Origin of the sequence: Mesorhizobium koreense, assembly GCF_031656215.1 — a bacterium.
Taxonomy (GTDB): Bacteria; Pseudomonadota; Alphaproteobacteria; order Rhizobiales; family Rhizobiaceae; genus Mesorhizobium_L; species Mesorhizobium_L koreense.
On sequence record NZ_CP134228.1, the window covers coordinates 4,851,880 to 4,870,724 of the forward strand.

Sequence of the window (18,845 nt, forward strand, 5' to 3'; positions counted from 1 at the left end):
CGGGGGAGAGGTGGCCCGCGAAGCGGGACGGAGTGGGGGTCGAACTTCCCTTTTCCCTCACCTCGTCAGCCGCTCCTCAAGCCTCTCGATCATACCCAGGCAGGCATCCAACTGCGAAATATCCACGAACTCATCAGGCTTGTGCGCCTGGTCGATGGAGCCGGGGCCGCAGAGGACCGTCGATACGCCGTATTGCTGGAAAAGCCCCGCCTCCGTACCGAAGGAGACGCATAAAGCCGGCATGCGGTCGCCGGTCAGCGTTCGCACCAGTGCCTCCGCCTCGCACTGGTCCATCGGCTGAAGGCCGGTGACCTCGCCAACGATCTCGGTAACGATGTCGGCTTCCGTCCACACGTTGCGCATGCGCGGCAAGAGTTCGTTTTCGACATAGGCGCCGATATGCTCCTTGGCGAAGCGGAAATCCTCGGCGTTCACCGGCCTGAGTTCCCATTCGACCGAACACGTGCCGGCAATGATGTTGCGGGCGATACCGCCGGCGATCCGGCCGACCTGGATCGTTGACCAGGGCGGGTCGAACCGCGAACGTGCCGGCGCGCGGCCGCGCAGTTCCTCGCCGATCTCAAGCAGTCTCGTGATGAAACGGGTCGCGTATTCGACGGCGTTGACGCCGCGTTCCGGCGTCGAGGCGTGGCCCTCGAAGCCGGTGAAGGTGGTGGTGTATTCGCAGCAGCCCTTATGTCCCTCTATGATACGCATCGAGGTCGGCTCCCCGACGATGCAGACCGACGGCTTGCGGCCGGATTCGGCAAGGTCCTTCAGCATCACCTGCGCGCCGAAGCAGCCTACTTCCTCGTCATAGGTGAAGGCCATGTGCAGCGGCCGTTTCAGATCGGCTTCGGCGAAGCGCGGCGCGAGCGCCATGGCGCAGGCGATGAAACCCTTCATGTCGCAGGAGCCGCGGCCATAGATGCGGCCGTCGCGCTCGATCGCCGTGAATGGATCTGCCGACCAGTCCTGCCCCTCGACCGGCACCACGTCGGTATGGCCGGAGAGCACGACGCCGCCGTCCATGTCCTCGGGGCCGAGGGTGACGAACAGATTGGCCTTGGAGCCGCTCTCATCGAGGGTCAGCCGCGTACGGCCGTGGACCTCGTCGATCCTGCGATTGAGATAGGCGATCAGTTCGAGATTGGAATCGCTGGACACGCTCGGAAAGGCGATCAGGTCGGCGAGGATCGCCTTCGCCTCGGGCAGTAGTTCATGCGGCATGGAGGACTCCTCCGGCGAGAAGAGGCAATCGGTGTTCAGCCGCCTCACCCCCCTCTGGCCTGCCGGCCATCTCCCCCTCAAGGGGGGAGATCATCCTGTGGCGCGACTTCCGCCAATCTCCAGCGTTGCAGAACAGGTGGGGTGGTTGACGCCGCTGATCTCCCCCCTTGAGGGGGAGATGGCCGGCAGGCCAGAGGGGGGTGCAGACTTGCAGCATGGGCTCAGCGCTTCACCACCAGTTCCCGCGAGACGTCGGCGAGGCATTCCGCCGGGCCTTGCGCCCGGATGCGGATCGTCTCGGACGTTTCGAAACCCCAGTCGTCGGTCCAGATCGCCGGCATGAAATGGAACGTCATGTTCTCCTTGATGACGGAAGTATCGTTCTGGCGCAGGCTCATGGTGCGCTCGCCCCAATCCGGCGGATAGGAGACGCCGACAGGGTAGCCGGTGCGCGAATCCTTCTCCACGCCATGCTTGCGCAGCACGTCGAAGAAGGCTTTCGCCACCTCGCCGCAAGTGTTGCCGGGGCGGGCGGCGTTCAAGCCGGCTTCCAGCCCTTCCAGCACCGCGTCCTCAGCTTTCTGCATGCCGGCCGGCGGTTCGCCGAGGAAAAGCGTCCGCGAGAGCGGCGCATGATAGCGGTGGTAACAGCCGGCGATCTCGAAATAGGTGCCCTCTCCCGACTTCATCGGCCGGTCGTCCCAGGTGAGATGCGCGGCCGAGGCGTCCTTGCCCGACGGCGTCAGCGGCACGATCGCGGCGTAGTCGCCACCGAAGTCATCGACGCCCCGCACGCCGGTATTCAGGATCTCAGCGACGATATCGCATTTGCGCAGACCCGGCTCGGCCACCTCGCGGATGCGCTGGTGCATCGCTTCGACGATACGCGCCGCGCGGCCCATATACTCGATCTCCTTCTCAGATTTCATGGCGCGCTGCCAGTTCACGAGCGCCGTGGCGTCGACCAGCTTCGCGTTCGGAAGTTCCTGCTGGAGCGTGAGGTAGGCCTTGGCGGAGAAGTAGTAGTTTTCCAGTTCCAGTCCGAGGCGCTTGCTGCCGTAGCCCTTGGAACGGACGATCTCGGCCAGCGTCTGCATGGGATGGCGCTCGGTCGATTGCACGTAATGATCGGCATAGGGGATCATCCGGTCCTCGGCGATCCAGGCAGTGCGGATGGCGCCGTTGCGGTCCTGCCCGCGGCCCCACCAGATCGGATCCTCGTCCGGGAAGACGAGCACGCCCTGATGGACGTAGAAGGACCAGCCGTCATAGCCGGTCAGCCACGCCATGTTGGACGGGTCCTCGACGAAGAGGATGTCGATGCCGGCCTTTTCCATGGCCTTCCGCGTCCTGGCGAGGCGGGCCTGGTATTCTTCGTGGGAGAAGTGAAGATTGCTGAGGGTCATCTTTGCTGGTTCCGTTGGGATGATCAGGAAGAAAAGGTCTGGCCGACGCCGAGTTCCACCGCGCGGCGGCGGGCGAGCGTGGCAATCGCGGTGTCCTGCACGCCAGTGCCGGTGAGGTCGGCGAAAGTGATATCGCTGTCGGCTGTACGGCCTGCTGCCTTACCGGCGATGACGGCGCCAAGCTCGGGAAAGTCAGCGTCCGCATCGGCAAGGCCGGCGGCGATGGCGTGATGCAGTTCGCCGAGGATGCGTGTCTGCGACAGGCGGTCGGCGATATAGCGGTCCGCCTTGCCGACCAGTTTCGGGTCGATCTCGTTCTTGTGTTCGGCGTCGGAGCCCATGGCTGTGATATGCTGGCCAGAGGAAATCCAGTCGGCTATCAGGATCGGTGATGTCGAGGGCGTCGTCGTGACGATGATGTCTGCGCCCCTGGCGGTTTTTTCGGGATCGGCAGATGCCCGAACCTCGATCCCGAGGCGTTTTTCCAGGTCGGCGGCGGTCGCTTCAGCTTTTACCGCATCGCGCGCCCAGATGCGGGCGCGGCGGATCGGGCGCACGAGACGCAGTGCCTCCAATTGCAGCCTCGCCTGCACGCCGGCGCCGAAGATGGCAGCCGTTTCGGAATCCTCACGGCTCAGATGCTTCGCTGCGACCGCGCCGGCGGCTGCGGTGCGGACATCGGTGAGATAGCCATTGTCGAGCAGCGCCGCTTCCAGAAGGCCGGTCCTGGCGGAGAGCAGCATCATCAGCCCGTTGACCGAAGGCAGGCCAATCTTCGGATTGTCGAAGAAGCCGGGACTGATCTTGATGGCGAAGCTTTCCAGCCTCGGCACATAGGCCGTCTTTACGTCCACCTCGCCATTGGCCTCCTTAAGGTCGAGCCTCAAGATCGGCGGCATGACTACCGCGCCGCCGGCGAGCGCGCGGAAAGCCTCCTCGACCACGGACACGGCGTCGGCGTCGAGCGGCACCAGCTTTCGCAACTCTTTTTCGGTAAGGATCGTCACATCGGGCATGGCGTACCTTCAGGCTCTCGGCGTTTCGCCGTTGATGACACAGCGATGCAGGTCGGGCGCGATGTTCTTGCCGCTGAGGATAATCGCTGTCGGCCCGGAGAGCTTCACCGAACCGTTAAGCAGCGCCGCGATACCAACTGCCGCCGCTCCTTCTATCACTTCGCCTTCGGCCTCGTAGGCGAAGCGGATGCCGGCGGCAATGTCGTCCTCGCCGACCAAGACGCATTCATCGACATAGCGCTTCGTCATATCGAATGTATGCCGGTTTTCCAGCCCGATGCCGCCGCCGAGCGAATCGGCAAGCGACGGCTCCTCGGGCACCTCGACCGGGCGACCGGCCTCCAAACTGGCCGCCATGGCAGGGCAGCTTTTCGAGCCGACGCCGATGATGCGGGTTTGTGGGCTAAGCGTCTTCACGGCAAGCGCCACGCCGGAGATCAGGCCGCCGCCGGAAAGCGGAACCAGCACGGTTTCCAATTCTGGCGCATCTTCCATCACCTCCATGCCGAGCGTGCCCTGCCCGGCGATGACGGCTGCGTCGTCCATCGGCGAGACGCGCCTCAAACCTTCCGTCTTCTCCAGTTCCGAAGCGGCGCGTTCCGCTTCGTCCTGGCTCTTGCCGACGATGCGGATATCCGCGCCGAGCGCGCGGATCGCCTCGACCTTGTTCGAGGGCACCAGCGCCGACATACACACGACCGCGCGCGTGCCCGCCGCGATCGCCGCATGGGAGAGTGCCCGGCCGTGATTGCCGGTGGAGAAGGTGACGACGCCTCGCGAATGTTCCTCTTCTGTGAGAGAAAGCACTGCATTTGTGGCGCCGCGCAGCTTGAAGCTGCCGGTCGTCTGGTGATGCTCGCATTTCAGAAGGACGGGTGTGCCGGCGATCCGCTCAAGCCCGGGTGAGCGCCGCATCGGGGTACGCAGCACGCGACCGGCGATCCGCCTGCGCGCCTCAAGAATGTCGGTGAACGCTATCGCCATGACTGAGGTCCGGACATGCGGAACGGCGGATGATCCGGGCGCCTCGGCGGCCGGCATTTTGCCATCTGATTGTGCTGCCGATACTATGCCTTGGCAATGATAGTGGTTCTATCCAATCTGACCGGAACGGACAGCCGATCCTCCTGCCGTCCGGTCGATAAAAAGAGACATCCTCCCTCGACTCGGAGGCCGCTCTCCGCAACCCTGAGGGTAACAAAAACAACGATATGGGGAATATCCGGACTTCATGCTCATTGCAGCCGACAGGCATATCGGAATGTCTCGAACGGCGCTTTCGAAAGACCGGCCGACGCCGGCACATCATCTGCGGCAAGACCTCTGGAAGGATAGTCAAATGGGAAAGAAAACCAGCATCTCATTCACCAAACTGATGGTAAGCACCGTGGGCGCGCTCACGATCGCGGCTATGTCGGCAAGCGTCGCGGGCGCAGTGACGCTCAAGGACGTCCAGGACCGCGGCTATATCCGCATCGCGGTGGCCAACGAGATTCCTTACGGCTACATGGACCCGAGCGGCGATGCCAAGGGTGCCGGACCCGACGTGGCGAGGGCCATCGTCGAGCAACTCGGCATCAAGCCGGAGAACATCCAGTGGGTGGTGACGAACTTCTCCTCGCTCATCCCCGGCCTGCAGGCCAACCGCTTCGACATGACGGCATCCGAGATGGCCATCCGTCCGGAACGCTGCCAGAAGGTTGCCTACACCGAGCCCAACACCTCCTATGGCGAAGGTCTGCTCGTGGTGAAAGGTGATCCGAAGGGCCTCCACACCTATTCCGACTTCAAGAAGGACGGGCTGAAGGTGGCGGTCATGGCGGGCGCCGACCAGCTCAACATGATGCAGAAGCTCGGCGTGCCGGAAGCGAATATCGTCACCATAGCCTCGAACGCCGATGCAATCTCCACCGTCTCGACCGGCCGCGCCGACGCCTATGCGGCGACGGGCCTGACGGCCAGCGAACTGGCCAAGAAGAGCGACAAGGTCGCGCTGGCGCCGGACTTCACCGATCCCGTGATCGACGGCAAGGAGGCGCGGAGCTGGGGCGGCTTCAACTTCAACAAGGACTCCGCCGATCTGCGCGACAAGTTCAATGAGGCGCTTGTGAAGTTCAAGAAGACCGACGAGTGGAAGAAGATCCTCGAGAGCTACGGCTTCACCCCTGCCGACATCAAGGGCTCCACCGAAAAGACAACCGAAGAGCTCTGCTCGGAAAAATAAGGAAGTGTGGGGCGGCGCGGGAATTCGCGCCGCCCTTCTTCAAACAGGCCGGTAGTGCAGCTTGCGCCGCGCGGGCCATGTCTTCCTGCCGCGCCATCGTATCCGTTATCCTGGTGAACAGGGGATGATTCACCGATGGAATGGAGTGAATACCTCAAGCCGCTGATGCAGGGCGCGTGGATCACCGTCCAGCTCACCGTCTATTCGACCATCCTCGGGGCCATCTGTGCCTTTGCCTTCGGCATCGGCAAGCTGTCGTCCAACTGGGCGATCAAGGGCTTCGCAATCGCCTATATCGAGATTTTCCGCGGCACCTCGCTTCTGGTGCAGCTTTTCTGGCTCTATTTCGCGCTGCCGATCGCGGGCGACGCCATCGGCATCAATCTGCGCCTGCCGCCGGTCGCCGCCGGCGTGCTGGCGCTAGGCCTCAATATCGGCGCCTATGGGGCTGAGGTGGTGCGCGGCGCCATCCAGTCCGTCCGCTACAGCCAGTACGAGGCGGCCAAGGCACTCAATTTCTCGCCGCGCCAGGCGCTCTGGCGCATCGCCCTGCCGCAGGCCATTCCCGAAATGATGCCGGCCTTCGGCAATCTCGCGGTGCAGAATTTGAAGGATACGGCGCTCGCCTCGCTGATCAGTCTCGGCGACCTCGCCTTCGTCGCGGAACGCATCCGCAATTTCACGCAAGACAGCACGACCATCTATACGATGATCCTGTTCATGTATTTCGGCATGGCGCTCGTCATCGCGGGGTTCATGCATCTGCTTGAACGTGCTGTCGGGCGCTGGCGTACCGTGGGGCATTGAGCGATGCTGTTCGGTTTTGCATGGGACACTTCGCATGGCGAACTCGCCTTCGCCATTTCCATCCTGCCTATCCTGCTCATGGGGCTGGTGGTGACGATCGAAGCCTCCATCGCCGGCTTCGCGGTCGCCATGGTGCTCGGCCTGGTCTTCGCCATCCTGAAAGGCGTGCCTTCGCGCCTCGTCTCATGGCCGACGACGCTGATCATGGAGTTCTTCCGCGATACGCCGCTTCTGGTGCAGCTTTTCTTCCTCTATTACGTGCTTGCCGATTACGGCGTCATCCTGCCGGCTTTCCTTACCGGCTGCCTGGCGCTCGGCGTGCAGTACAGCGCTTATATGGCGGAAGTTTACCGGGCTGGCATCGAAGCGGTGCCGATCGGGCAGCGCGAGGCGGCCAGAGCGCTCGATTTCTCCGCCCGGCGCACCTTCACGCACATCATCCTGCCCCAGGCCATACCGCGCGTGGTTCCCGCGCTCGGTAATTACCTGGTCTCCATCATGAAGGACGTGCCGGTGCTCTCCGTAGTGACGGTGCTGGAAATGCTCGGCGTCGCCAAGATCATCGGCGACCAGACTTTCGATTATCTCGTGCCGCTGACGATGGTCGGTGGAATCTATCTGATCCTGACGATCGTCTGCTCGGGCGTCGTTCGCTATGTCGACATGAGGCTTCCGAAAACCGGGATACCGCTCAAATGACCGAACCCATCATCAAGTTCGACAAGGTGGTGAAGAAATACGGCACCCATGTCGTGCTGGACGAACTGGATTTCGACGTGAAGCCCGGCGAGAAGGTCACCATCATCGGGCCTTCGGGGTCGGGCAAATCGACCGTGCTGCGCATCCTGATGACGCTGGAGGAGATCTCAAGCGGCGTAATCCACGTAGACGGTGATCCGCTGTGGCACGAGGAGCGGAACGGCAGCTTGCAGCCGGCGTCGGAGGCGCATCTGAAGAAGATGCGCGCCAAGCTCGGCATGGTATTCCAGCAATTCAACCTCTTTCCGCATATGAGCGTGATGCGCAACATCACCGAAGCGCCGATCAACGTCCTGAAACTGCCGAAGGCGGAAGCGCGCGACCGCGCCGAACAGCTCCTCAAGATGGTCGGACTGACCGAGCACGCACACAAATTCCCCTCGCAGCTCTCCGGCGGCCAGCAGCAGCGCGTCGGCATCGCACGCGCGCTCGCCATGCGGCCGAAGATCATGCTCTTCGACGAGCCGACCTCGGCACTCGATCCGGAACTGGTCGGCGAGGTGCTGAACGTCATCGGCAGCCTCGCGGCGGAGCACGACCTGACCATGCTCCTTGTGACGCACGAAATGCGCTTCGCGCGCGAGGTCTCAGACCGTATCTGCTTCTTCGACCGCGGCCGGATCAGGGAGCAGGGCACGCCCGAAGAAATCTTCACCAACCCGAAGGAGGAGCGAACGCGCGGTTTCCTCAAGGCCGTCCTGGAAGGCTGACGATCGGTTCAGGCTATCAGGGGTCGCAGGAGCGTTTCCTGCCTGACCGTGAGCGAGAATGTCGTTCGCGCGTTTTTGTTTGCCGGAAAATCTGGACGCAGCCGTCGCCGACGTTCTAAACTTGCCCCGTCTATCGAGAGGGGCCCGGACCGGCTTGACCAAAACCAGATCCGAGACACCGAGACTCGATGCGCGGGACATCAAGATCCTAGCCATCCTGCAGCGTGAAGGAAGAATTCCGAAGGCGGCGCTCGCCGAGCGCGTCAATTTGTCGGCTACACCGTGCTGGGAGCGGCTGCGGCGGCTCGAGGAAGCCGGCATCATTCAGAGCTACGGCGCGCAAATCTCGCTGAAGGCGTTCGGACCGGTGGCGATCGTGTTCGTGGAGATCGAGATCGAGAGCCATCGCAGCGAGGATTTCTCCCGCTTCGAACACGCCGTCGCACGCATTCCCGAGATCGTCGAATGCTGGGCGGTCGGCGGCGGCATCGATTATCTGTGCAAGGTGGTCGTACGCAACCTCACCGACTATCAGGCGCTGATCGAAAGGATGCTGGGCGATCAGGTGGGCATCCGCCGCTATTATTCCTACGTCGTCACCTCGGCCGTTAAGAACGAGCCCATGCCCGTCAACCTGCTCGTCCAGCCGTAGAGCGAGTTTGGTCTGACGGGAACTGCCAGACAAAACTCGCCCTCGCATAGACGATCCTTTCGGCGCCACTGCCGGAAACAGTTCATCCATCGGTTTTCACAGCCGAGTTTGGCGAACGCCTCTCCTCGCGCCCCGCTATTGTCGTGGCTAGGAAATTCATCCGTCACGACGCGTGCCATGGCGAAAACAGCAAGTTTGAGAGACAGGATTCCCGGTCCGGGCGGCGATCTCGCCGACACGAAGCTCTTCTGCGCCGCCTCCTTCATCGACGGCGAGCGGATCGGCATCGATGCCGCCGGTCACGCCGCGATCGCCGTCACCGATCCGGCGACGGGAGCGGTAATCGGCTCGATCCCGGCACTCTCCGCCGCGGAATCACGGGCGGCTGTCGACGCCGCCTCCGCTGCCTTTCCCGGCTGGGCAGCACTGCTGCCGCAGGATCGCTCGGCCGTCCTGCGCAAATGGTTCACGCTGATCGCAGAGGCGCGCGAGGATCTGGCGCGGATCATGACGCTCGAACAGGGCAAGCCGATCTCCGAGGCGCGCGGCGAGATCGACTACGCCGCCTCCTTCGTCGAATACTACGCCGAGGAAGCGAGGCGCGCGAATATAGAGAGCGTGACGTCGCATCTGCCCGATGCGGAAGTGGAATTGTGGCGCGAGCCGGCGGGTGTCGCCGCGCTCATCACGCCATGGAATTTCCCGGCCGCGATGCTGACACGCAAGGCGGCTGCAGCGCTCGCCGCCGGCTGCACATGCGTCGCGCACCCCTCCGCCGAGACGCCTTTCTCCGCGACCGCTCTTGCGCTTCTGGCCGAGCGCGCCGGCATGCCGCGCGGCGTCTTCAATATCGTCACCGGCCATGCGCCGGAGATCGTCAAGCCATGGACGGAGGACGAGCGCGTGCGCGTGCTCTCCTTCACCGGCTCGACCGAGATCGGACGGCTGCTCTTCCGCCAGTCGGCGGACACGGTGAAAAGGCTGGTGCTGGAACTCGGCGGGCTCGCGCCCTTCATCGTCTTCGCCGACGCCGATCTCGACCAGGCAGTCGAGGAGGCAATCAAGGCCAAATTCGCCACCAGCGGCCAGGATTGCCTCGGCGCCAACCGCTTCTTCGTCGAGCGACCTGTCTATGACGCCTTCTCGATCCGCTTCGCCGAGGCAACCGCCAAGCTCAGCGTCGGCCGAGGCATGGACGATCCCGATATCGGCCCGCTGATGAACGAGCGCGCGGTGGCGAAGCAGCGCGAACAGGTCGAGGACGCGCTTAAGAAAGGCGCGCGCTGCCTCACCGGCGGCAAGGGACATTCCGCCGGTCCGCTCTTCTTCGAGCCGACCGTGCTCGCCGACGTCCCGCCAGACGCGCTGATCATGCATGAGGAGACGTTCGGGCCGGTGGCGGCGATCGCTCCGTTCGACAGCGAGGAGGAGGTGCTGAAGCGCGCCAACGACACCGAATACGGGCTCGTCGCCTATCTCCACACCAACGATCCGCGGCGCATCTACCGCGCCAGCCGGGCGCTGCAATACGGCATGGTCGCGGTCAACCGCACCAAGGTCACCGGCGCTCCCATCCCCTTCGGCGGCATGAAGCAATCCGGCCTCGGCCGCGAGGGCGCGCGGCTCGGCATGGAGGCCTTCACGGAGGTCAAATATGTCTGCCGCGACTGGCGCTGAAAAGATTTCAAATACCTGAAAGGACAAGCCAATGCTTACCAACGATCAACTCGGCAAATGGGACAGGGAAAACTTCTTCCATCCCTCGACGCATCTCGCGCAGCATGCGCGCGGCGAGACGCCGACACGCGTCATGACCGGCGGCTCGGGCGTCTATATCGAGGATCGCAACGGCACGCGGCTTCTCGACGCCTTCGCCGGCCTTTATTGCGTCAACGCCGGCTACGGCCGTACCGAGATTACTGACGCCATCGCCAAGCAGGCGAAGGAACTCGCCTACTACCATTCCTATGTCGGCACCGGGACGGAAGCCTCCATCACGCTTGCAAAGATGGTGCTGGAGCGTGCGCCGAAGAACATGTCGAAGGTCTATTTCGGCCTCGGCGGCTCCGACGCCAACGAGACCAACGTCAAGCTCGTCTGGTACTACAACAACATCATCGGCCGGCCGCAGAAGAAGAAGATCATCTCGCGCTGGCGCGGCTACCACGGCTCCGGCCTGATGACCGGCTCGCTGACGGGGCTCGAACTCTACCACAAGAAGTTCGACCTGCCCTTCCCGCAGGTGAAGCATACCGAGGCCCCCTATTATTACCGCCGTGCCGACCGCTCGATGAGCGAGGAGCAGTTCTCCGAACATTGTGCGGCCGAGCTTGAAAAGCTGATCCAGGCCGAAGGGCCGGACACGGTCGCCGCCTTCATCGGCGAGCCGGCGCTCGGCACTGGCGGCATCGTACCGGCGCCGAAGGGCTATTGGGCGGCAATCCAGAAGGTGCTGAAGAAGCATGACATTCTTCTGATCGCCGACGAGGTGGTCACCGGCTTTGGGCGTCTCGGCTCCATGTTCGGTTCGGACCATTACGGGATCGAGGCCGACATCATCACCATCGCCAAGGGCCTGACCTCGGCATACGCGCCGCTCTCCGGCTCGATCGTGTCGGAGAAGATGTGGAAGGTTCTGGAAAAGGGCACGGACGAGAACGGCGCCATCGGCCATGGCTGGACCTATTCGGCACATCCGATCTGCGCGGCGGCGGGCGTCGCCAATCTGAAGGTGATCGACGAACTCGGCCTCGTGAAGAACGCAGGCGAGACCGGCGCCTACTTCAACAAGGCCATGAAGGACGCGCTCGGCGGCCACGCCAATGTCGGCGACGTGCGCGGCGAAGGGCTGCTCAACGCCGTCGAGTTCGTCGAGGACAAGGACGACCGCAAATTCTTCGACCCGGCGAAGAAGATCGGCCCGCTGGTATCGGCGGCGCTGCTACGGCTCGGCATCATCGGACGCGCCATGCCGCAGGGCGACATTCTGGGCTTCGCGCCGCCGCTTTGCCTGACACGCGAGGAAGCGGACAAGATCGTCGACGGGACAAAGAAGGCGGTAGCCGAAGTGCTCGGCTAGGCAACCGATAGATTCCAGGGACCGACGGCGCGGCGGACAGAACTCCGCCGCGCCGTCCTGCTGTTCTGACGATCCTTATCGCGACGACCGTCAGCATCACAGCGGAAATGCCGGGCAAGCTTGTCGTACGCTGCCCGCTGGCGGTCCGGCGAAAGATTCACCGGACACGCGCTTGACAGGCTCATCGGCCGCCGCTTAACTCAACTGGTTGTCTGGTCCGACAAGTCGATTAGTTGATGGCATACGACGGAAAATCAAACGAGCCGACACGCCTGACGGAACTCCCGACCTTCCGGGAGGGCATCGTCAAGCGGCCGCTCACCAATGTCATCAGCGACAAGATCGCCGAACTTATTGCGTCGGGAATCCTTCAAGTCGGGGATGCGTTGCCGAGTGAGCGCGAGCTTGCAGTCGCGCTCAACGTAGGCCGGGACGCGGTTCGCGGCGGTATCCAGAACCTCGCGGCTCGGGGCATATTGGAGATTTCCCAAGGCGCCCGCACCCGCGTGCGGCGCAACGATGTCGGGCCGGTCACGATCGGCGTTGCAACGGCGCGAGCGGTGGAGGCCTACGATATCGAGTCTGTCCACGCCGCACGGTTGCTGGTCGAAAGGGAGGTGGTCGCGGACGCGGCGCGCCATATGGACGGACGCCGGCTGGCACTGCTCGACACGCTCCTGAACGCCCAGAAGAAAGCCATCGAAGATCCGGTGCGGTTCCTGATCTGCGATCACGAATTCCATGCCGCGATCTATCAGGCGTCGCCCAATCGGCTCCTCGCCGATTTCAGCACCGACCTCTATTCCTACATGATGGAATACCGGCGCCAGGTGATGGCGCGTCCGGGCGCCATCGCGATCAGCTATTCCGACCATCTCGCCATCACGGACGCGCTTCGCGCGCACGATCCGGAAGCCGCCGCCGAAGCTTTCGCGGTCCACACCGGCCGTATCTACACCACGACCCAGGGCCTCATGCAGGGAAAAAACTGAAAAGGCCGCCGGTCATCACCATGCTCAATCGCAACACCGGCCATTCCGGCCGGCTTTACGGGAGGTACAAATGGAACGAAGAACTTTTCTCAAGCTCACGACCAGCGCCGCGCTTGCTGTCGGGGCAGGCGCATCGGGCATCCGGGCCGCTGCCGCCGCCGGCAAGGAAATCGCCTATCTGACGCCGGGCCTCGATCTTCCCTTCTGGCGCTATCTGTCAAAGGGGATCGAGGCGACGGTCAAGGCGAAAGGCTACGGCTTCCAGGCGCTCGATTCCCATAACAGCGCGCAGACCCAGCTTCAGAACGCGCAGGACTCGATCGCCCGCGGGGTCGCCGGTATCGTCATCTCGCCGACCGATTCCTCGACCGCGCCCAGCGTGCTCGCCCTCGCCAAGCGGGCGAACATACCGGTCGTCATCGGTGATATCGGTACGAACAGCGGCGACTATGCGTCCTTCATCATCTCCGACAATTACCGGGGTGCGCACGATGTCGGCGTGGCCCTGGCCGGGGCGCTGAAGAAAAAGGGCTGGGAGAACGGCTCCGTCGGCATCGTTGCGATCTCGCAGGCGCGCAAGAACGGACAGGCCCGTACCAAGGGCTTCCTCGACGGCCTGAAGGAAGGCGGGTTCACCGGCAAGCAGGCCGGCATGCAGCAGATGCAGTCCTACACGGCGGACGAGACCTTCAAGTTCACGCAGGACCTGCTCACGGCCAATCCCGACATGCGCGGCCTTTTCATCCAGACCGACCAGCCGGCGATCGGCGCGCTGCGCGCCATCAAGGCGGCCCGCCGCGACGGCCAGGTGCTGCTCGCCGCCTTCGACGGCATCCCGGACTTCGTCGACCTCCTCAAATCGGGGCAGATCGTCGTCTCCGGCATGCAGCAACCCTACCTCATGGGCGTCCGCTCCGGCGAGGCGTTGCTTGAAGCGCTCGACGGCAAGACGCCGAAGAAGGAGATCCTGGTGCCGATCCTCGCGGTCACGAGCGAGAATATCGAAAAGGAACTGCCGACCATCAAGAAGACCGTTTTCGCCAACGAGGTCTGAGCAGGCGGCGACAAGTCCTGCGCCGCTCTACGGCGCAGGACGTTCGATGGAATGAAAGATGCAGCAGCTTTCCTCTGAGGGCACGGATAGTCCGCTTCTCGTCGCGCATGGCATCGCAAAGGCTTTCGACCGCACGCAGGCGCTCGCCGGCGCGGATTTCGAACTGGCCGAAGGCGAGATCCACGGGTTGCTGGGGGCAAACGGGGCCGGCAAGTCGACCCTGTCGAAGATCATCGCCGGCCACTACGCGTTCGATGCGGGTGAAATCGTCTATCGCGGCCATCCTCTTCAACTGCGCGGCACGCGCGACGCACTCAGGGTCGGCATCGCCATCGTGATGCAGGAGACAAGTCTCGTTCCCGATCTCACGGTGCTTGAGAACATGTTCCTTCCTGAACTGGGAAGGCCCGGCCGGCTCGACTACCGCGCCCTGAGAGAGCGGGGGAGGGAAATCCTCGGCTCCCTTGGCCAGGAGGGCAGCCTGCTGTTCGACCGGGAAGTGCGGCGGCTCTCTTCCGCGCAGAAGCAACTGGTCGAGATCGCCAAGGCCCTTGGCGTCGGCGCCAAGCTCCTCATCTTCGACGAACCGACCGCTTCGCTCAGCCCGGGCGAGGTCGAACGCCTGTTCGACATCATGACCCGGCTTCGCGCCAGCGGTCACGGCCTTGTCTTCGTGTCGCACAGGCTGGAGGAGGTGTTCTCCATAACCGATCGCGTGACGGTGATGCGGGAAGGCCGCAGCGTGCTGAAGGGAAAACCCACCGCGGGAACGACGCAGGCGGAACTCATCCGCGCCATGGTCGGGGCAGAACTTGGCGCGATCTATACCGATCCGCATTCCAGGGGCGTGGCAACGGAAGAGCGGCCGGTAGCACTCTCGGTTCGGCATCTTTCTTCCGCGCCCATCGTCAAGGATGTCAGTTTCACCGTTCATGATGGCGAGATTCTAGGCCTGGGCGGGCTTGTCGGCGCCGGGCGATCCGAGACGGTCGAGGCGATTTTCGGCCTTCGCCAGCGCACGGGCGGGGACGTCCTCATCAAGGACAAGCCGCTCAGGGGAAACGACCCACAAGGCGCTATTCGTGCCGGGATCGGGTTCGTGGCCGAGGACCGGCGCAGCCAGAACATCGTCCCCGACCTGTCGGTCAAGGAGAACCTGCTGCTTGCCCATCTCGGCGCACATTCCGGCTTCTTCCGTGCCTATCAGTCGCGCGAGCGAAAGGTGAAGGAGTTGCTGAAGCGGCTCGGCCTGCCGGAAGAGCGACTGGCGGACTCCTCCATGCTGAATTTCTCCGGCGGGATGCAGCAGAAGATCATCATCGCGCGCTGGCTGGTTCTCGAACCGAAGGTGCTCATCCTGGACGAACCCACCAAGGGCGTCGATATCGGCACCCGAGCCAGCATCTATGCGATGCTGCGCGATATCGTGGCCGATGGCGTGGCTGTGGTCGTGGTGTCCTCGGATTTCGAGGAGCTGCTCGGCCTGTGCGACCGCATCGTGGTGATGAGCGACGGCCGTACCATCGCCGATCTGCCGAGCGCCATGCTCGACGAGGAAAAGCTGACCTTGCTCGCCGCGCCGCGAACCTCGATGGCGCGCAACACCGAATTGCTCGACGCGCTCACGCGGGAATTCGATGGTGCCGGCTTCTGGACCCTGATCGAGAACGACAAACTCATCTGCCTCAATTCGGTGGTGAAGAAAGCCTCCCTTGATCCCGGTTTCGGCCCCGGCGAAGCCCGGCAGCTTGCGCAAACCCTGATACCGGAAGCGCTGTCCCAGCGCGAGCCGATCTTCGTCGCCGAACGAGACAGGAGCCGCACTACTCTTCTCGTCCCGATGCGCAGCGCGCGCGGCCATGATCTCGGCTGGGTGGGGCTGAGCCTCTCTCCCGGCGGCAAACTTCCATCGCCCGAATCGATCAAGGCCCGAATTGAGACCATGGCGGCAACCCTATGAACATCGAGTCTTCCTCATCATCCCTGGCCCCCTCCGCGCCGGCGCGTTCATCGATCTTCAAGCAGCTGGCGCAGAGGCTGGAGGTACGGATGCTGGCGCTCGCCCTTTTGATCGGGCTGTGCCTCTCGCTGCTGTCACCTTATTTCCTGACGCAATCGAACATCTTCAACATGCTCGATCAGTCGGTGGTGATCGGCATCGTCTCGGTAGGCATGACCTTCGTCATCCTGATCGGCGGTATCGATCTGTCGGTCGGATCGGTCGTGGGGCTGACCGGTATCATCCTGGGCCTGTCGCTTCATCACATGCCGATCGTGCCCGCGATCGCGGTGGCGATCGTGGCGGGCGGAGGCATCGGCCTTGTCTCCGGCCTTCTGATCAGCGTCTTCGGCCTGGCCGCCTTTGTCGTCACGCTCGGCGTCATGGCGATCGGCCGCAGCCTGGCCTACATCCTCTCCGGCCAGACGGCCATCTCCAACATTCCCGACGCCATGCAGGCGATCGTCTACACGAACATCCTCGGTATCCCCTCGAACGTCCTTTTCCTTCTTATCCTGTACCTCGTAGGCTGGGCTTATCTCACCTACACCAAGGGCGGGCGCACCATCTATGCCGTCGGTTCCAACATCGAAGCCGCGCGGGCGGCCGGGCTAAACACGCTGTTCTATTCCGTATTGCCCTATGTACTCTCGGGGGCGCTTTCGGCAGTTGCCGTCACCTTCTCGATCGGCCAGCTCCTGTCGGCCGATCCGCTGATGGGCAACACCATGGAACTTGACGCCATCGCCGCCGTCGTCATCGGCGGGGCGAGCCTTTTCGGCGGTCGCGGCTCCATGATCGGTACGCTTTTCGGCGTCTTCATCATGGTCATGATCCGCAACGGCCTCAATTTGATGGGCGTTTCGCCCTTCTGGCAGGGATCGGCCATCGGGACCATCATCATCGTTGCCCTCCTCGTGGAGCGCCTCGTCAGCAGCAGGGCCAGCAGATGACCACGGAACCTTCCCGCGCGATCAAACTCTTCGGCACGGAAGAACCCGTCACGCCGCTCCGCATCCTGACGGCCGGCGCACTCACGGCTGAATTCGACGCCGGCAATCTGCGCCACATAAGCTATGGCGGCGTCGAGATCATCCGCGCCATCTCCTTCATTGTCCGTGACCGCAATTGGGGGACCTACAATCCCGCGATCGAGAACCTGAAAGTCGAGGAGAAGCCTGAAGGCTTCCTCGTCACCTACGACGCTCTGACAAGCGACGCGCAGCAGGGCTTCCGCTACAGCGCGCGCATTGAAGCCGGTTCAGACGGCAGGCTCGATTTCACGGCGACCGGCACGGCCGAGACGGATTTCCTCACCAACCGCACCGGCTTCGTGGTGCTGCATCCATGCGGATTGGCCGGCGAACCGGTCACGATCGAGCATGCCGATGGCATGATCGAGAAAGGCCGCTTCCCGGAAGCCATCGACCCGTTGCAGCCCATGCTCGACCTGCGCGCGCTGACGCACGAAGCCGCGCCCGGCCTTCGCGTGGCCTGCCGAATGGAAGGCGACATCTACGAGATGGAGGACCAGCGCAACTGGACCGACGCCTCCTACAAGACCTATGTGCGGCCGCTTGCGCTGCCCTGGCCCTATACGCTGGAAAAAGGCGAGCAGATCGAGCAGGCCGTTCGGCTTGCCATTTCTGGCCCCGCACCACGAGTGCCGGCAACAGGCGCGGATGTCCACCTCGCCATCGGCAAGACAATCGGAACCGTCCCGCCGCTCGGCCTCGGGCTCCAGCCCGAAGACGCGGCAACGACACGGGCACATGCCGATGTATTGAAGGCGGTCGGAGCGGCCCATCTCATCGGCTATTACGATCCGCGCGAGGGTCATGACGAAGGCACCTTGCGCGAGTTCGCCAAAACCGCAGCCGCTCTCGGCGCGGAACCATGGCTCGAGGCGGTAATCGTGTCGGTGGACGGTTTTCGCGAGGAAATCGCCGCGCTCGGCCGCACCGTATCCTCGCTCGGCTCGCCTTTCCCGGTCGTGCTGGTGTCCCCGGCACCCGATCTCAAATGCACCCTGCCCGGCAGCCCCTGGCCGCCGGCGCCGGCGCCACGCGAATTCTTCGCTGCCGCACGCGCCGCCTTTCCGGGGGCGCGACTCGGCGGCGGCATGTTCAGCCTCTTCACCGAGATGAATCGCAAGCGTCCTCCCGTCGATCTCATCGACTTCGTGAGCTTCACCACTACGGCGATGCTGCACGCGGGCGATGACCATTCCATCACCGAAGGGCTCGAATCCCTGCCTGCCATGGCCCTCACCGCGACGAACATCGCAGATGGCAAGCCGTGGGTGGTCGGCCCGAGCGCGATCGGCCTCAGGATGAACCCATACGGCGAAGCGCCGCTCGCCAATCCAGAAAACATCCGGCAGGCGATGAACTTCAACGACCCGCGCCATCGCGCACTTCTCGGCGCAGCCTGGGCACTAGGTTTCTTCGCGCGCTTCACGGCGGGCGGCGCGTCGGCCATAACGCTCGGCGGCGCGACCGGCCCCTTCGGCCTCGTCCACACGCCACAATCGTGGCCGCAGCCATGGTACGACGAGACCAACCACGGATTGTTCCCCATGTATCATGTCCTTCGCGGGCTCGGTTCGCTAAAGGGCGCTCGGCTGCGCGCCGTCAAGCTTTCCGCACCGTCGGCGGCGCAGGCGATTGCGACGGAGACGGACAACGGCGCGGTTACGGTCTGGCTCGCCAATCTCACCGGCAATGAAGTCGCCTGCCAACTCGATGCTGATATTTCCGGTTGCGCCTTGCTCGACGAGACAAGCTTCATAACAGCAGCCAGGGATCCGGGCGCCATGGACAACCTCAAGCGCCCCAAGGACGGTCGAAAGATCGTGCTTCGCCCCTATGCCATCGCAAGGCTCACGCTTTCCTGACACCTGACCCGAGGAACACGC

16 protein-coding genes are annotated in these 18,845 nt (G+C 63.4%); 12 read left to right on the plus strand and 4 right to left on the minus strand.

The features are described 5' to 3' along the window. Positions 1-57: 57 nt before the first annotated feature. The 4 genes from argE to eutB form a co-directional block, all read right to left on the minus strand. The gene (gene argE, locus RBH77_RS23090; protein WP_311029919.1) at positions 58-1,230 is read right to left on the minus strand and encodes an acetylornithine deacetylase; all 1,173 of its coding nucleotides are present in this window, start codon (positions 1,228-1,230) and stop codon (positions 58-60) included. 221 nt (positions 1,231-1,451) lie between these two features. Beyond that, positions 1,452-2,636, minus strand: coding sequence for an ectoine hydrolase DoeA (gene doeA / locus RBH77_RS23095; RefSeq protein ID WP_311029920.1), 1,185 nt, complete (start codon positions 2,634-2,636; stop codon positions 1,452-1,454). A gap of 23 nt (positions 2,637-2,659) precedes the next feature. Further along, positions 2,660-3,652 carry an ectoine utilization protein EutC gene (gene eutC / locus RBH77_RS23100; protein WP_311029921.1) on the minus strand — a complete coding sequence of 331 codons (993 nt, stop codon included), beginning with the start codon at positions 3,650-3,652 and terminating at the stop codon, positions 2,660-2,662. A 9-nt stretch (positions 3,653-3,661) separates the two neighbouring features. After that, entirely contained in the window at positions 3,662-4,636 is a 975-nt protein-coding gene (gene eutB, locus RBH77_RS23105) for a hydroxyectoine utilization dehydratase EutB (RefSeq protein WP_311029922.1), read from the minus strand. A gap of 355 nt (positions 4,637-4,991) precedes the next feature. Between eutB and ehuB the strand changes: the two genes are divergently transcribed. The 12 genes from ehuB to RBH77_RS23165 all read left to right on the plus strand — a co-directional run bounded on the left by ehuB (position 4,992) and on the right by RBH77_RS23165 (position 18,824). Further along, a complete protein-coding gene (gene ehuB, locus RBH77_RS23110; RefSeq protein WP_311029923.1) occupies positions 4,992-5,876 on the plus strand; it encodes an ectoine/hydroxyectoine ABC transporter substrate-binding protein EhuB in 885 nt (294 codons plus the stop codon). Positions 5,877-6,011: 135 nt separating this feature from the next. Further along, a complete protein-coding gene (ehuC, locus tag RBH77_RS23115; protein ID WP_311029924.1) occupies positions 6,012-6,683 on the plus strand; it encodes an ectoine/hydroxyectoine ABC transporter permease subunit EhuC in 672 nt (223 codons plus the stop codon). A gap of 3 nt (positions 6,684-6,686) precedes the next feature. Then, a complete protein-coding gene (ehuD, locus tag RBH77_RS23120; RefSeq protein WP_311029925.1) occupies positions 6,687-7,382 on the plus strand; it encodes an ectoine/hydroxyectoine ABC transporter permease subunit EhuD in 696 nt (231 codons plus the stop codon). Then, entirely contained in the window at positions 7,379-8,152 is a 774-nt protein-coding gene (ehuA, locus tag RBH77_RS23125) for an ectoine/hydroxyectoine ABC transporter ATP-binding protein EhuA (protein WP_311029927.1), read from the plus strand. Before ehuD ends, ehuA begins: the two co-directional genes overlap by 4 nt. A gap of 154 nt (positions 8,153-8,306) precedes the next feature. Continuing rightward, positions 8,307-8,804, plus strand: coding sequence for an Lrp/AsnC family transcriptional regulator (locus RBH77_RS23130; protein WP_311029928.1), 498 nt, complete (start codon positions 8,307-8,309; stop codon positions 8,802-8,804). 177 nt (positions 8,805-8,981) lie between these two features. After that, the gene (locus tag RBH77_RS23135; RefSeq protein ID WP_311029929.1) at positions 8,982-10,481 is read left to right on the plus strand and encodes an NAD-dependent succinate-semialdehyde dehydrogenase; all 1,500 of its coding nucleotides are present in this window, start codon (positions 8,982-8,984) and stop codon (positions 10,479-10,481) included. 31 nt (positions 10,482-10,512) lie between these two features. Beyond that, complete coding sequence (locus RBH77_RS23140) at positions 10,513-11,883, plus strand: aspartate aminotransferase family protein (protein WP_311029930.1); 1,371 nt, start codon at positions 10,513-10,515, stop codon at positions 11,881-11,883. 236 nt (positions 11,884-12,119) lie between these two features. Further along, positions 12,120-12,875, plus strand: coding sequence for a FadR/GntR family transcriptional regulator (locus tag RBH77_RS23145; protein WP_311029931.1), 756 nt, complete (start codon positions 12,120-12,122; stop codon positions 12,873-12,875). 70 nt (positions 12,876-12,945) lie between these two features. After that, positions 12,946-13,929: a substrate-binding domain-containing protein gene (locus RBH77_RS23150; protein ID WP_311029932.1), complete on the plus strand. Its 984-nt coding sequence runs from the start codon at positions 12,946-12,948 to the stop codon at positions 13,927-13,929. Positions 13,930-13,987: 58 nt separating this feature from the next. Next, positions 13,988-15,889 (plus strand): sugar ABC transporter ATP-binding protein, encoded by a 1,902-nt coding sequence (locus RBH77_RS23155; protein ID WP_311029933.1) that lies wholly within the window; start codon positions 13,988-13,990, stop codon positions 15,887-15,889. Between the two features lie 89 nt (positions 15,890-15,978). After that, on the plus strand, positions 15,979-16,881 hold the full coding sequence (locus tag RBH77_RS23160; RefSeq protein ID WP_311029934.1) for an ABC transporter permease: 903 nt from the start codon (positions 15,979-15,981) through the stop codon (positions 16,879-16,881). Continuing rightward, entirely contained in the window at positions 16,878-18,824 is a 1,947-nt protein-coding gene (locus RBH77_RS23165; protein ID WP_311029935.1) for a D-apionate lactonase family protein, read from the plus strand. The genes RBH77_RS23160 and RBH77_RS23165 overlap by 4 nt, the downstream gene beginning before the upstream one ends. Positions 18,825-18,845: the final 21 nt, after the last annotated feature.